The 15,125-nt window shown below is 61.0% G+C and carries 11 protein-coding genes and 1 pseudogene; 3 read left to right on the forward strand and 9 right to left on the reverse strand.

The features are described from left to right. Window positions 1-127: 127 nt before the first annotated feature. Window positions 128-388 (forward strand): annotated as a pseudogene (locus EEB13_RS32215) (Fur family transcriptional regulator); the annotation flags it as partial. A gap of 395 nt (window positions 389-783) precedes the next feature. Here the strand turns inward: EEB13_RS32215 and EEB13_RS31725 are convergent. The 7 genes from EEB13_RS31725 to EEB13_RS30245 form a co-directional block, all read right to left on the reverse strand. Continuing rightward, entirely contained in the window at window positions 784-936 is a 153-nt protein-coding gene (locus EEB13_RS31725) for a hypothetical protein (protein ID WP_045063402.1), read from the reverse strand. Further along, window positions 937-1,755, reverse strand: coding sequence for a class E sortase (locus EEB13_RS30225; protein WP_045063400.1), 819 nt, complete (start codon window positions 1,753-1,755; stop codon window positions 937-939). Between the two features lie 31 nt (window positions 1,756-1,786). Continuing rightward, the gene (locus EEB13_RS31730) at window positions 1,787-1,927 is read right to left on the reverse strand and encodes a hypothetical protein (protein ID WP_187328651.1); all 141 of its coding nucleotides are present in this window, start codon (window positions 1,925-1,927) and stop codon (window positions 1,787-1,789) included. Window positions 1,928-2,049: 122 nt separating this feature from the next. Beyond that, window positions 2,050-6,765 carry a DUF5979 domain-containing protein gene (locus EEB13_RS30230; RefSeq protein WP_261984686.1) on the reverse strand — a complete coding sequence of 1,572 codons (4,716 nt, stop codon included), beginning with the start codon at window positions 6,763-6,765 and terminating at the stop codon, window positions 2,050-2,052. A 1,067-nt stretch (window positions 6,766-7,832) separates the two neighbouring features. Further along, window positions 7,833-8,933, reverse strand: a complete 1,101-nt coding sequence (locus EEB13_RS30235) for a CaiB/BaiF CoA transferase family protein (RefSeq protein WP_141486956.1) — start codon at window positions 8,931-8,933, stop codon at window positions 7,833-7,835. Window positions 8,934-9,234: 301 nt separating this feature from the next. Continuing rightward, entirely contained in the window at window positions 9,235-10,548 is a 1,314-nt protein-coding gene (locus EEB13_RS30240) for a metal-dependent hydrolase family protein (protein WP_045063394.1), read from the reverse strand. Beyond that, on the reverse strand, window positions 10,548-12,011 hold the full coding sequence (locus tag EEB13_RS30245) for an MFS transporter (RefSeq protein WP_052683271.1): 1,464 nt from the start codon (window positions 12,009-12,011) through the stop codon (window positions 10,548-10,550). Before EEB13_RS30245 ends, EEB13_RS30240 begins: the two co-directional genes overlap by 1 nt. Window positions 12,012-12,240: 229 nt before the next feature. Here EEB13_RS30245 and EEB13_RS30250 point away from each other — a divergent pair, with 229 nt between their 5' ends. After that, window positions 12,241-12,822 carry a TetR-like C-terminal domain-containing protein gene (locus EEB13_RS30250; RefSeq protein WP_141486957.1) on the forward strand — a complete coding sequence of 194 codons (582 nt, stop codon included), beginning with the start codon at window positions 12,241-12,243 and terminating at the stop codon, window positions 12,820-12,822. A 659-nt stretch (window positions 12,823-13,481) separates the two neighbouring features. Here EEB13_RS30250 and EEB13_RS32515 read toward each other — a convergent pair. Beyond that, the gene (locus EEB13_RS32515) at window positions 13,482-13,685 is read right to left on the reverse strand and encodes a DDE-type integrase/transposase/recombinase (RefSeq protein WP_410055789.1); all 204 of its coding nucleotides are present in this window, start codon (window positions 13,683-13,685) and stop codon (window positions 13,482-13,484) included. 5 nt (window positions 13,686-13,690) lie between these two features. On the opposite strand from EEB13_RS32515, the gene EEB13_RS32520 reads away from it, so the two are divergent. Next, window positions 13,691-13,987 carry a hypothetical protein gene (locus tag EEB13_RS32520; protein WP_410055790.1) on the forward strand — a complete coding sequence of 99 codons (297 nt, stop codon included), beginning with the start codon at window positions 13,691-13,693 and terminating at the stop codon, window positions 13,985-13,987. Here the strand turns inward: EEB13_RS32520 and EEB13_RS30260 are convergent. Continuing rightward, window positions 13,967-14,968, reverse strand: coding sequence for a LacI family DNA-binding transcriptional regulator (locus tag EEB13_RS30260; RefSeq protein ID WP_045063389.1), 1,002 nt, complete (start codon window positions 14,966-14,968; stop codon window positions 13,967-13,969). The two genes, EEB13_RS32520 and EEB13_RS30260, sit on opposite strands and share 21 nt — an antisense overlap. Window positions 14,969-15,125: the final 157 nt, after the last annotated feature.

Below are 15,125 nucleotides of genomic sequence, written 5' to 3' on the forward strand. Positions count from 1 at the left end.
GCGCCCGGCGAGCTGACGCATTGTGAAGCGAGTCTCGTTACGGTTTGCTAATCCTTTTCTTGAAAGATTTCGGAAAGGCGCTGGGAACAATGTATGACGACGGGCAGGATCTCGACTCCGGGCGCAACTGCGTGCGGCCGGGTTGCGAGTCGCCGCTCCTCGTCTTGCAGTTCTGAATGCGGTTACAGCCCAACCGCATTCGGACGCAGATTCTGTTCGAGTGCAGGTGTGGCAACAGTTGGGATCCGTATCCACCGGGGCGGTTGCGACGTGCTGAAGGCATCCGTAAGCGCAGGGGAGTTACGACGTATCGAACGTACAGGTTCACCTGCACGGTTCGAGACGAGAACCGGTGACAGACCATTACCATATCGTTTGCCGTAGCTGCTGATCGACCGTCCGTACCCGGTCGGTGGCGCAAACTTCTCGTCGAATCAACAGCCTGTCGCCAGACGCGACGAAATCCACCGCATCCAGGCGTCCTGGACGCAGATGCAGACGCAGACGCAGTCGAAATCGGAAGTTTTCGAGCAACTGAGCGGACGTCGGTGACGACGCTGCGATCGCGCAGATTGCCGAGACAGGAATGCAGTAATCTGCGTTCGAAGACGGTCTGCTCGGAAAGTTTCCGAGTCGGAACCGTTGATGTGCTGTCGGATTGGCCGACTCGCTCGTGGCCCCACGGTAACGGGGATCGGCGTAGTGATGACGCGCCCCTTTTTCCTGCGCGGATGGTGCCTTGTCCTTCGAGTCACCGACCGCTGCCGGGCCTGCAAGGGCGGTCTATACGGTGACGTCGGAGTAGGGCATGTGCTCGGAGAGCCAGGGAAATACGATTTCCATGAGCAGTAGCACGACCGCGACAATGAGAACGAGAGCGATCAGGGCTTTTACTGGTCGGGGGCCAGGGAGTGTGTTCCAGAGGTAGCCGTACATTTATTGCTCCTGCAATGCCGTGGGAAGGTTGCCGGTGGATTTGGAGATTGTTTCGACGAGAACGGCATGGACGATCATGCGTTCGGTGTTCGAGAACAGTGGATGGCATGTGGTGAGCGTGAGCATGCTTTCCAGCGCGGGGTCAGGTTCGATCCACGGGGTGCCGGGCAGCGGGTTGACGACGTCGATGTCGTCGGGCGCGGTGATGTGCCGTCCCAGGAGGTGGGCGTAGTCGCCGTCGGAGACGCGGGCGGCCTGCTCGGGGTTCAGGCAGGATTCCGCCGCCGCCGCTGCGCGCCGTTCGGGTGAGGTCTGGTCGAGTGGGAGCAGTCGGTAGGTTATCCATTGGGACTGGGTCTCCACGACGACGGCGTCGCATGCATCGAGTTGATCCAGGTGCTGGAACACTGCGCCGGAACCGTTGCGGTGCCCGGCGAGCGCGAAGTTTCCCGCTTCGCCGGGCATCTGTGTGTCGGGGTAGTGGCCGGGTCCGGCCCGTAGGTCTTCGTTGCGTGTGCCCTCGACGACGGCGTACGCGGCGCCGAGGGTCGGGAAGTGCACGCGCGCGAACCCTTCGCCGAGCGCTGGGGTCAGCGGGGGCACCGGCTCATCACCGGTCGCCCCGGGGGTTTCGCCCCAGGATTCCTCCAGGCTGTTGTTGACCTCGTCCTGCAGTCGTCCCGAGACGATATTGGTCCAGAACGCCTCATAGATGACGAATAACAGGATGACGATTCCTGCTGTTAGGAGCAGCTCGCCGATGACCTGGCCTGCGCCCGGCCGTGTCCGGGCCTGCTCCGGAACTTTGGCATCGCTCATGGGCCGGCCTCTTCTCCACAGACGTGTCGAACTAGCTGCCCACGTTGATCGTGGCGCTTGCGGTGCCATCGAGAAGATCGTAGAGGAGTACGGACAGTCGACCGAGCCCGTCGATCGAGGCAGAACCGGTGGTTTGGACGTCGAATTCAATTGAGAGCGGGAGGATGAGCACGAGAGGATTCTCCTTCGATGGGCGGCCGAGCGGTCGGCCGCGAAATGGGGTGATGGTAGTGCGGGGCGGGGCGGCCAGGGGAGGTCGAACCCGCCCCGCACTACCGTGTGTCGGCTGGAGGTTTACTCCTCGCTGGTTGCCCGCCTGCGGTTACGCAGGGTGAGCCAGGCGCCGCCGGCGATCAGCGCCAGTGCGCCGCCGGTGAGCCAGATGACGTTCGCACCGGTCACTGGCAGGGACGGCGACTGGTCTGGCTTGGCCGGAGCAGGCTCGCCCGGAGCGCCGTTGTGGCCGTAGTCGCCCGGCTCGTTGGGACCCGGGTTGATGACCGGCACATCAGGTCCCGGTCCCGGGAACGGCGGGATCAACGATCCTCCGTTCCACGGCGGCAGCGGAATCGGGAGCGGAATGATGATCAGGCCCTTGCTGCTGGTGACGTTCTCGAGTCCCAACACCACCGGCTTGTTCGCGTCTCCGGTGAGGACGACGGTAACCCCGGTCGGTTCGCCGTCGATCGTGACGACGTCCGCGCTGCCGTCCTTGACGCTCCACTTGACGTCTTCCCAGTTGACGTTGCTCACGTCGGTGTGGGCGCCGGTTTCGACGAAGGTGATCTCGGTGCCCAGCGGGAACTGGACCCGGCCGTCGATGACGGCGGCATCGCACTGGGCGGTCGGAGTGACCGAAGCGCCCGGCCTGACATCGAGGACGCAGGAACGCGCCGAATCATCGACGTCCGTCCATGTGGCTGTGACCTGGAAGGTCGTGGAGCCGTCCTTCGTGACCTGACTACCCTTGGGTCCGGTCACGATCTTGTCGATATCCACGTCGGTGGTCGGGATCGGGCGGTTGTGGATCTCTACCACAGCCTCCTCGCCGGCCACGACCTGGACGGTGTTCCGGTAGCCGGGTTCACCGCCGTCCGCAGCTACGTAGTAGTACGGCCGCGCCCAGTCGATGCCGGGCAAGGGGTTGGGGTCGACCTCGGAGAAAGTGATCACGGTGCCCCGCGGCACAACCTCGCCCGACGTCCAGCTGAAGTCGTTTCCCGCGCCCAGGGTGATGGTCTCGCCCACTGCCGGGAAATCGGTTCCGGCGGGGAGTGCCGGATCGATTCCGTCGATCCGGATCTCGAATTCAGCGCCGTCGGGTAGGTCAGCCTCGGTGGCGGGGATGCGGTCGTCGCCGTCGAGGATGAACTTCGTGAAGCCGACCGAGCCGAACTTCCACAGCGCCTCGTTCGAGAGGGTGATGAGTCGACCGTCGGTCGGGTCGTCGGAGACGATGCCGGTCGCGGTGCCGTCGGCGCCTGTGATCAGCCACGATTCCCCGGTCGGGTCGGTGCCCCAGGAGATCGTGCCCCACTCGACGCCGGCGACATCGGGGCGACCGGTTTCGGTGAAGGTCACCTCGGTGCCGACGGGCAGGTCGACGCCGAGCGGCGTGGTCTGTCCCTGCTTGACGATCAGTGATTCGGTGCTATAGTCCACACCGTCGCGCCAACGCGCCTCGACGGTGAACTCCACATCGTCACCGATGCCCCCGGCGGCCTCGCCGCTGACCTGCTTGGCGATGCGCAGGGTGCCGTCGTTAGTGTCGACGAAGTTCGTCAGCTCGACCTTGCCGAGATCCTTGCCGACGGTTACCACTGCCGCGCCGTCCACACCGATCGTGACGTTCCCGGAGTAGGCGGGTACGCCCCAGGCGAGACCGTTGCCGTCTTCCGGAACCGTCTCGGTCAGCGTGACCTTGGTGCCGCCGGGCAGGTTCTGACCGTACGGCACCGCGGTGCCGTCCGCCGGAAGCGTCAGAGTTTTGCTCTGCGGGTTGTCGTCCGCGTCGAGCCAGGTGGCGATCACGTCGAAGGTCTTCGGTACGGCCTTGTTGAACGCCTGCGGACCGGTGAGCTTCTTACTCAACTCGAAGGTGCCCTGCGTGATCGTGGCCTCGTTGGTGACGGAGACCGTGTTCGCTGCTGCATCGGTGCCGATGGTGAGCGTCTTCGGATTAATCACCGGCTCCGACCACGTTACGCGGTCGGTGTTCAGCGGCTTGACCTCGGTGAAGGTGACCTTCGCTCCGATGGGCAAGGCCTTGAGCTCGAAGAACTGACCGGCCTTGAGGGTGAACTGGCGCGACTCGGCGCCGGCGTTGTCGTCACCGTAGGTGATCCCGGCGTTGATGACGAAGGCTTCGTTGCCCGTGAGCCCACCCATCCCGTCACCGATGACGGTCTTGGTGATCTTCACCGACCCCAGGCTCGCCGTGTTGACCAGCTTGACTTCGACGTTGCTCTTCGGTGTGATGGTCACCAGGGCCTGGGTGCGGTCCCCGTTGAGGACCACGCCCGGTGCTTCGCGGAACGTCCCCTGCTCGAAGTAGACGCCGTCCACGGTGGGCAGATCGATCTCGGAGAGCCGAACCTGCCAGCCCGTGCCGCGGGCGTTGACTCCGCTGACCGGTGTTCCGTCGGCCTTCACCTTGATGTTGTAGGTGCTGTACGGGGCGTCGGTCGCCGGATTCTGCCCCGGCGCGAACTCCTCGACCTTCACCGTGAACTCGGTGCCCTCCGGGAACTTTTCGGAGGCGGAATCGATCTGCTTGAGCAGCGAGAACGAGCCTCGCGACACGCCTTGGCCGGTGCCGCCACCGCCCCATTCCTGTTTGACGTTGCTCGAGAGATTCGGGCCGCCTTCGTAGGCGAGCGTGTTGCTGTACTCCGTGCCGCGCTGATCGAGCCCACCGCTGGTGGTGCAGAGGGTGTAGTTGATGTAGTACCGCGTTTCACGGTTGTAGTCGCCCGCGTCCTTGGGGAGGGTGACATCGATTCCGTTGGCGGTACGCGTGACGGTGGTGGTGGCGGTGAGGTCGTGCTCTGCGTGGACACCGTTGTTGCCGAGGAAGTCCCTCGAGATGACCTTGAGATTGAGGTTTTTCTTGAGATCATTGCTGACCTCACACACCGTCATGGTGTCGGAGAACGTGTCCGTGATGACCGCCCGATCCGTGAGGTTCTCGAGATGGTGTCCGGGGATTTCCACGTTCCAGTCAAGAGTCGTGCCTGCCGGCTGCTTTTCGCCGGCGACGTCCTTCGGCTCGGTGTTGATCTTGCCGGTCTTCTTGCCGGTGAAGTCGGGACCCTTGGTCGTCGCGTTCACTGGCGTGCTGTTGACGGTCGCTGTGTTGGTGAACGTGTCCGTGGAGTCCGGCACCTTGTCGCCGGTGAGGCAGGTTCGGTACTTGACGTAGTAGTACTGCTTCGGGTCGATCGTGTCGGCATCCTTCGGCGTGATTGTCACGGTGAAGTCTGTGGCGCCGGCGGTAGCGCTGTGAACGATGTCGAACTCGCCGGTGACGTCCGTACTTGCGTAACCTGAGCCGTCCGGTGCAGGTAGACGGTGGGCGCGCTCGATCTTCAGCTGCAGACCGCTCTCGCAGACGGAGTGCAAGCCGCCGAGAGTCTCCGCGATGGTGACTGTGCTGTCGGGGCTGTCAGCGATGATGTTGCCCGGGATCAGGATGGTCCAGGCAGCTTCCATGTAGCGCTTGTCCCGATCCAGATTGCCGGACTTTTCCGGCCCGGTCTTCGGGCGCCAGGTCTGCCCGACGCCTACTGCATCCACCGTGTTGCCGCCGATTGTCACGGAGTTGTCGTAGACGACGGACTCGTCGCCCTCCGTGGGCAGATCCACGACGCCGCTGGTCGTGCAGGAGGTGTACTCGACGCGGTAAAGCTTGTCGTTCGCGAATGGTGCACCGTTGTTGATCACGATGCTGACCGGCTCACCAGCGGCAGACTGGGTGACGGCGACGACGCCGGGGACCTCTGCGAGATCGCCCGGGCGACCGGCCAGTAGCTTCGCGTTGACCCGGCCGTCCTCGCACAACTTCATGTTGGCCGAGAGTGCGTCACTCAAGGTCGCCGAACCGGTACCGGCTGCATCCAGGGCAGCCAGATCAGCTCCGGGGATGTCGATGGTCCACCGCACAGCCTGCTTGTTGTCCGCAAGCTTGCCGGATTTCGTCGCCTCGCCGATCGCGCGGCCATCGCTGATGCCACCACTGCCGGGCAGATCGACCGGTGTGACCGTGTCGTTGATCGTGAAGTCCACCGTCTCGGAGGTGGTATAGCCGACTGCCTTCGTGTACACGAAGAAATCGCCCTTCACCTCGTCGGGACGATCCGTCACGGCGTCGGAGAGCACACACGTCATGAGATTGGTGGCGGCCACCAGAGCGCAGGTGCCCCACACTGTCCCGTCGTCGCCCTCTAGAGGGATAGTGGGGTTGGCGTCGAGCTTCAACTCGTCAGGGAATTGGATCGTGAACTGGTCGCCCGGCTGCGGAGCGGCGTTGCTAGCGTCCCACGTGCCCTTCACCTCGACGGAGTCCCCGACCGTGATCTGCTGGCCGTTCTTTCCCTCGAGCTGAATGTCGGTGATCTTCACATCGATACCGGGATTGACCCCGCCCGCCGCCAGCCGCTGCGCCGCAGCAGGCGCCGTCGTCGTGGGCGCCGTTGTTGTGAGCGTGGGCTTCTCCGTTATGGGAGCCTCCGGCTCGGGGGCCTCAGCCTCCGACGTGGACGTGCGCGGCGCGGTTGTTATCGCAGGCGGCGCATCCGCCGTCGTCACAGGAGGCTTCGTCGTCGGCTTCGTCGTCGGCTTCGTCGTGGTCGGAGAAGTGGTGGTCGAGGTCCCGATTTCATCTGCTGAGGCAACCGGTACGAACGCGAACGAAGTCATGACCAATGCCAGGACCGCAACAATCATCCCCAACGCCGCCCACCGAGACACCACCCCCTCTCCGGCACGCCGCAGGAAGAGATGGTTACGCATGGAAGTACACCTTTCGTTCAATACACACATGATTTGTCTTGCGCGCCAGAAGCTGTTGAACTGGCACACGGGAACCGCCGAGCAGCCCTGTCCTACTCTGGCGGCCTCGAGACGAGCACCGATAATTCACGGTTGACCACTTGCGGACCCGGGAAAGCCTGCAATTGCACCCGGATGGCGCCACGACAGTCGTGGTCAGCCTCGCAATCCGCCGCGGGTTCCGTCTGCGGGATTCCTTGCTATCCGGGCATAAGCACCATCCCGGATAGAAATAGCGCCAGTGCGATAACTCCAGCGAGTAGTCTCCGTGCCGCGTGCGACGCGACCGTGAGGGTTGCCATATGATTCCTTCCTTTGTCAGGACATCAAAAATCTGCCCGGGACGGCTCGCGAAAAGACGCAGGAAAACGCAATCAAAACAAGGCATAAGACGCAAACCGGACGGTACCCAACCAGGAATCTAACACGACTAGATCACATAGCTGAACCGGGCCTGGGCGGACGTCCATGATGCAAGAAATGCCATCAAACTGGCCTTATCTGCAAATGTTCGACTAGTCGCCGATTAACTGACGTGTTCGCCACACCTCGACACCAATCGCCCGGGACACACCTTTTGCGGTCCTTGGCGGCAGATTGTGAGCGTCCGGACAACTCAGACTGCGGGAATGCTGCGCATTCATGCAGCTCATCGCCATCAATTTGCTGGCGAAACCGACAGGCGTGGAACGAATTAACCGTCCATGCCTTTTCTGTACATATGCACACTGGTTACAAATGTGCGGAAAGGGTGAATTCGCGGGTGAATCATTCCGGCCAACTGAAATCTGGAATTCCTCAAAGAAATTCCAGAGATATGGATCACATTAACCTAGTTTTGTAGGAGGATCCGTTGCCGGCATGAATAATCCGTCGATAATTATCACAGTCCGACATAGCATTCCGATAACGATGAATCGGCTCGTATACCGTCGAGATACTGTCGGGTTCCACTTGCAGCTGCCACGGATGGCGTAGTGGAGTTTCCTGCCTCAGGGCTCCTTAAACCACGCATAGGGCTGAAGGCCCTAGGTCCAGACCGTGTCGATATCCGTCGCCTCGCGCGCCGGCGGCGACGGAACGCCCGCCGGGGTGCGGGAGAAACGCGGCGCCGGAGCGTGCTGGGTGACGCCGTCGAGTTCGATGAGCGAGCCGCGCGCTGCGATGTGCTCGTTCGACGGTGCTTCCGCGAAGGTCAGTACCGGCGAGACGCACGCGTCGGTGCCGAGGAAGATCTTGGCCCACTCGTCGCGAGTCTTGGACAGGAACTTCTCCGTGAAGAGTGCCTTCATGTCGTCCCACTTGCTGGAATCCATCTGATGCGGAAGCGTCGACGGATCCAGTTCGAGGCCTTCGAGCAGCAGGGCGTAGAACTGCGGCTCGATGGAACCGACGGCCATGTACTTGCCGTCGGAGGTCTCGTAGGTGTCGTAGAACGGCGCACCGGTGTCGAGGAGGTTGACACCACGCTCGTCGGACCAGACGCCGCGGCCACGGAAGGCCCACATCATGTGTGAGAGGGCGAGGGTGCCGTCGACCATGGCCGCGTCGACCACCTGGCCTTTACCGGAGATCGAACGCTCGACCAGGGCGGACAGGATGCCGAAGATCAGGAACATGGAACCGCCACCGAAGTCGCCGACCATGTTGAGCGGCGGAACGGGACGCTCACCCTTGCGACCGATGGCGTTGAGGACGCCGGTGAGGGAGATGTAGTTGATGTCGTGGCCGGCGGCGCTCGCGAGGGGGCCTTCCTGGCCCCAGCCCGTCATACGCCCGAAGACGAGACGAGGGTTGCGCTCCAACAGCACGTCGGGTCCGAGCCCCATACGTTCCATGACGCCGGGACGGAAGCCTTCGATGACAACGTCGGCGCGATCGACCAGGTTCAGGACCTTCGCGACATCCTCGGGATCCTTGAGGTTGGCTTCGACGACACGACGGCCTCGCTTGATCTGGTCGGAGGCGTTGGCGTCCTGAGGAATCTGGCCTGCGCGTTGCACGATGACGATGTCGGCGCCCATGTCGGCGAGCAGAGTCGCTGCGTGCGGTCCCGGTCCCAATCCAGCGAATTCCACGATCCGAATGCCCGCGAGCGGGCCCTTCTTCTCCACAGTTTCTGCAGACACACGAACTCCATTTCCGATGGTGGTATTGATTCTGACCCGACAGTGACCTGTCGGGCAGGAAGTGACTCTTACTCTCGAACAGCACTCCTGGGTCCTCGGCGGCTCTAGATCTCGCGGTTTCGGACAGCGAGCCCTCAGCGCTGTTCGAAACGCGGGAAGAAAATGGCGCGGAAGACTTTGAAGAGTGGTGCGGACCGGTTGTGGTGACTGCCAAAAGACTGCGAGCCGCAGGCTATCGGGAGTAGTAGGTGGTGCGTGCAGCAACATTTGTAGGTCAGCTGCACGCACTATCTGACTGCCGTTAGTGGCTGCCGACGAGTGAGCGTGCGGGGATCTCGCAGACCCAGCCCTTCAGATCTTTGACGGTGTGGCCGCCCTGGATAATGACGCTGATATTTACCGGGTCGGCTAGCGAACCGATGTCCGCGAGGGGGTCGACCTCAGTGATGACAAGGTCGGCCAGCTTGCCGGCGGTTACCGTTCCGAGGTAGTCGTCGAGGCGCATGAGCTCTGCGGCGTTCTTGGTGCCCGCGACGATCGCCTCCATCGGAGACATGCCTAACTCCACCAGGTATCCAAGTTCCTTGAGGTTCTCGCCATGTGGGCAAACGCCTGCGTCGGTACCCATAGCTACTTTCACCCCTGCCTTGATCGCCACCGAGAGGTGTTGTCGGGCGATTTCGGACCATCGAACCTTCTTGTCGTACAACCACTCCGGAACATTGGAGGGATCGGGCACCCGCAAGGCGCTGCTGAGTGTCGGTACGAGAAACGTTCCTTTTTCGAGCATAAGGGCTACCCCGACGTCATCAATCTCGTAGCCGTGCTCGATGCTGGTAATTCCGCCGCGGAGCGCCTCGAGGATGCCCTCGGCTCCTTGGGCATGGGCCGCGGATGGTTGGCCGGAGCGGCGAGCGGTCTCTTCGACCACTAGCTGCACCTGATGCTCTGATACGCCTAAGTCGTGGGGGGTGTCGGAAGGGCTTGATACTCCTCCGGTGGTACAGACTTTGATCACATCGGCCTCGGCGCGGATGAGAGTGCGGACTGCGCGGCGTAACTCGTCATCGGAATCGACGATGTGACACCAATCTTGGGCGAGCGGCATGATGCAGGTGCCGTTGGGGAGATGCATGTCTGCGTGTCCACCTGTGGGGGAGATGATTCCCACAGCGAGATGGAGGCGAGGGCCGAGGATGGTGCCTTGCGCGATGGCTCGGCGGTATCCGGCTTCCAAGCCGCCCAGGTCACGGGCGGTGGTGATACCGGCCATGAGCGTGTTTTGGATGATTTCGACGGCATTCAACACTCGCTCGGAACTGAATAGTGTGTCGGCTGCGGCCCGAGGCATTTCGACGGAGGGCATCGCCAGATGCACGTGAGTGTCGATGAAGCCGGGGAGTATTGTCTTGCCCGACAGATCGATCGTTATTGCTGCAGGATCGTTAAGCGTTGTGTCTCTACGCTTTCCGGCATAGGCGATGGCTTGACCATCAATGACAACCTCGGAATCGACTACCGGTGCACTTCCGGTTCCGTCGATGAGCGTGGCTCCGACGAATCGGAGGAGAGTGTTGGAATTTAAGGGAGTCTGGGGGAGTCGTGCGTTACGCATCAGATGACAGCCTTTCGCTGGTTCTTGCTGGTGGAAACAGTGCTGGGCGAATCGGGTTGGCCGCGAAGGAAAGACAGTACGAGAGGGCATAGTCCGAAGGCGGCAGCGCACAGCAGCCACACGAGGACGTATCCTTGCTCGTCAGGTGATCTGTTTCCTGCCGAGATGTACGCGGCGAGGACGAGCCCGAAGACAGCTCCCGCGGAAGATCCGCCTAGCGTTTTCAGTGAGTTGTACAGCCCTGTAGCGATGCCGGTCTGATCTGAGGGTGCCGTTTCGGCGATCAAGGCTGGAAGCGCAGCCATCAATATGCCGATGGTGTATCCGGTGATACCGACGAAGACCCAGATTTGCCAAATTTGATTGTGCGCGAAGGCCATTGCGAAGTTGCCGACTGCGCCACCCGTTGTGGCGAGAATCAGTGTGCGGCGCATGCCGATCCACTTGGCTAGCAGTGCGAATGATGCTGCGCCGACCGTTCCGGCGAGTGCGGCGCCGGCGGTGAACAGAGCGATGACGTTTGGCGCCAGTGCAAATCCGTACCCAATCTTGTCTGGATTGGAGGCGAGGAAGGTCGGGAGAATGGTCATGGATCCAAAGACCACGGTTCCGACCAGGAAGGTAGTCAGGTAGATAGGCCACATTTGCCGGGATCTCATCAATCGGAGGTCTACAGCTGGGTTTTTCACCCGTAGTTCCCAGGCCGCCCAGATAGGGAGCGTGATCATTCCGGCTAAGAGCGGGAGAATTGAGGCCGCCGAACCGAAACCTGAGGATTGCGCTTGATGTAGTCCCCACAGGGTTAAGATCATGACCAGTGCGAGGCCGGCGAAGCCGATGTAGTCGACTCCGCGAGCGCTCCGCGCGACCGATTCGGGTACGCCGAAATACACGGCGAAGACTGCTACTGCCACAACAGCGACAGGAATAAGTAGAACCCAAGTGATAGACGGCAGGACGGTCGCGGCGATACCTGAGGTGATTCCACCGATCACGGCGCCAATTGTCAGGGCCGAGACCAGGAGTCCAATGGATTTCCGGGCGATTTCCCCTTTGATCCTGTGATGTACGAGTGCGACTTCGAGTGGCAGCCATACCGCTAATGGGCCGATGAGCAGGCGGCCGATCAGCATCAGTTCGTAGTTCGATGTCACGGCGACTAGCACTGTCCCGGTGAGCACTGACAGCACTGCAATACGCAAGATGCGGCGGTGCCCGAATATGTCACCGAGCTTGGCCAAAATGGGCACACTCACGGCAGCGCCCAGCGTTTGCACAACCCCGAACCAGGTGATTTTGGCATCGGAGACCCCGGTATGTTCCGCAATGGCGCTGAGTACGGGGATGTAGAAGCCCTGAACGAAACCACTGGCGAACTCGACGAACACAAGAAATCCGACGACCGCGCTTGCCCTCATCGCAAGCGGGGTTACGGACCCAGTGGGCGGACTGGCTGCCGACATGATTGCTCCTCGGAGTTGGCATGAGAGATGAAGGGGTCCAGCGCGTTTGGTGGTTTGACCACATCCGCTACTGAAGTAGTTTCATCAAAACACAGAATAGTACATTCCGCAACGGACCGTATCGTTTACGGGCGGAGTCGATGTGGCGTCGCTACGTGAAGGCAGGCGTACCTTGAGAAAAAGATACGTTTCGTTTCGTATCCAACCCGTCTATTGATAGGATTTCGATATGCCCACCGACCAACTTCGGCAAACCGGTCGACCCCTGGACAACGATCTCACAGAGCGGATCCTGCGCGAGACCCTCGAAAGCCTTCTCTCTGGCGGCTATGTGAACTTGAAGATTGAAAGGATCGCGAGCGCCGTCGAGTGCGGCAAGACGGCGATTTATCGACGCTGGCCGACCAGGGCAGCATTGGCCGCCGCCGCCATTGAGCGCGAAATGGCGGTTGGCGCGATGCCTGACAGTGGCGAAGTGGCTGAAGACCTGGCCCAGCATGCACTCCAGAACAGCGGAAACTACGGAAGCAGCACCATACGCAACCACGGAATCTGGGGATCGCTGGTCGATCCGGAGGTGCGAGCGCTACTCAAAGACGGCTATATACACGTTCGCCGGCAACGAGGGCTCGAGCTTCTTGAACGAGGAGTTTCACGAGGTCAACTTGCGCCGGACGCAGATCTTGACCTGATTTTGGACTTGATGGCGGGGATGACCATGTATCGCAATTTAGTTCGCGATGAACCTTTACTCCCACAGCACTACCGCGCGGCTGCGGCCGCCCTCGTATCGTCGCCGCCTCGAATCTAGTACTCATTCAATCTCGAGATGTAGACAGCCCCCAGAATGATCAGGATTTGAGGGGCGCTGTCAGCGGCGCTGTCGGTTTGGATTGGTTAGCGGCAGCAAACTCGCGAAGGTCGATCCGGGTACCGGTGGTGTCGTGTCAAGTGTGAGCACCTCGGCGATGACCGATATGGGATCGTGCGTCAACCCGAATACGATCGAACTGCGCGCAGACCTCCCGCGGGGTCGATTTTCACGTAGTGACGAAACATCGCTTCAGCCATGAATGATACGATCCGTTGCGGAATGATAGACTCTGTGTTTTGATGAACCGCTCAGTCGGATCGGCATTCGCGAGACGGCCCAGGGGGCGTTGGCTCTGTCAACCTAACTGAACGTGGCGGGGGATCAGCAGCATTCGGCTACGCTGTGGACGGGTTCTGGTGGTGGGAAACCAGTTCAGGCGGTGGGTACGCCTGTGACGTCATTCCAGATGGCGAATCGGTCGGGTATTTCGGAGCGGTAATCGCTCGCGGTGAGCTTGTGCCGGCCTGGCCGGAAGTGCGGCGAAATCGCGCTGAACACCGCCAGGAACCGTTGCGCTGCACCTGGTGAACGGAAGAACCTCATGGCGCGTTCGCGTTGCCGGTCGGCTGATGGGAGTTTTCGGCTCGATTGTTCAGCTACTTCGAGCGGCGATGTTCGACCGATGGCATCAGGTCTTTATGCGCCACAACGTAACTGGCGAACTTGTCGGCGACTAGCACCCTCGGCGCCCGGGCCTGCTTGCGCATCAGCTTGCCGAAGAAGCGTTTCGCTGCCTTCGCGTTGTGGCGGGACTGGATCAGGATGTCGAGGACGTTGCCGTCCTGATCGACCGCCGCCATCGGTAGTGCCGGATGTCGCGGATCTTGATGAACGCCTCGTCCAGAAACCATTTGTCGCCGGGTTGGGGAGCGCGGCGGCGCAGGCCATGTGCGTATTCGGGCCCGAACTTCGCGCACCATCTGCGGATCGTCTGGTGCGAGACGACGATGCCACGGGAGAGCATCAGTTCCGAAATGTCGCGCAAGCTCAAGGTGAATCTGTAGATGCCGCGTTCAACAACCTGACAGTGCTCCTCGAGCTGGCCGCAATGTCGAGGATGGACTTGTTCTTGTCGGATCTGTCAGTGCGACAACGTGCTTGAGTCACGTTCAATGACTTGAATCTGGTGTACTATTTCTCGCGGGTAGTCTCCACCGCTGAGGATCGAGGCCAGCATCTCGATCGCATGACGCACGTAGCCAGCCGGATTCAGGTCTATGGCAGTAATTGAAGGATGAAGGTATTCGAGTACGTCGTCGTCGGTGGCTACGGCCAAGGCGAAGTCTGTGCCGACTGTCCGGCCTGTGGAGTGCAGTGCGCGAATAGCACGAAGAGCGAGTCCGTCACGCGCACAGATCAACCCATCGATTCCTGGGACTTCTACGAGAGATCGGACTGTATCGTCGATTTCGTCCTTGGATGCGTTTACTGGTAGCGGCCAAATGTTCGCCATCAGATCACGGTGCTTGCACCAGTCTCGGTAGGCGGTGGTGACCAATCGCGCCCAGTCGGACGGGTAGTCGTCACCGGTCATCAGTAGCGCAGGTTGAGTCATTCCGCCGAGCACCATCATGTCCAGCAGCTGTTTGATTGCGAGATCATGGCGGGCGTGAACCAGACCGGCCGGTTCGGGCATGTTCGAACCGGTACGTCCGATGGCCACTACGGGGAGACCACTACTTAGGACGGCGCGGCTCGGTTCATGATCGTAGAAGGGGTCGCTAAAGACAATTCCGTCCACCCGGCTTCGCAGCCGGCTCGGGGCAAGGTCTGAAGGGCCTAATAGAGTTATCGAATAACCCAGTTCGTGGGCTACAACGAAACTCGACATGACGATGTTCTTCCAGAACGTCAGTTCTGTGAGATGTGGATGCAGGTAGAAGCCGATCGTGCCGGTCTGCGCGCTTCTCAGATTGCGTGCGGTGATGTTTGGTACGTAGCCGACGCCGGCCGCGATCGCGGCAATGCGGGTGCGTGTTGTTTCGGCAACTCGTCCGGATCCACTCAGTGCATCTGACACCGTTGTCACCGACACCTGGGCAAGCCGGGCCACTTCGCGCAAGGTTGCGGGCTTCTCCTTCATGCAGATAGCTAACCATAGTTTCTCTAGTGACTTGCTCACACCTTCGCTGTGTTGAATGACTGCCGAATCGTTTTGGCAACTGAAGTCCCGTTCATTCTTCGGAGGAGAGGCGATCCGTCAACGATCAACGCCCGATTGAGGTGCGCTAGTTGCGGCC

It is taken from the genome of Rhodococcus sp. WS3 (assembly GCF_003797085.1).
Classification (GTDB): domain Bacteria; phylum Actinomycetota; class Actinomycetes; order Mycobacteriales; family Mycobacteriaceae; genus Rhodococcus_F; species Rhodococcus_F globerula.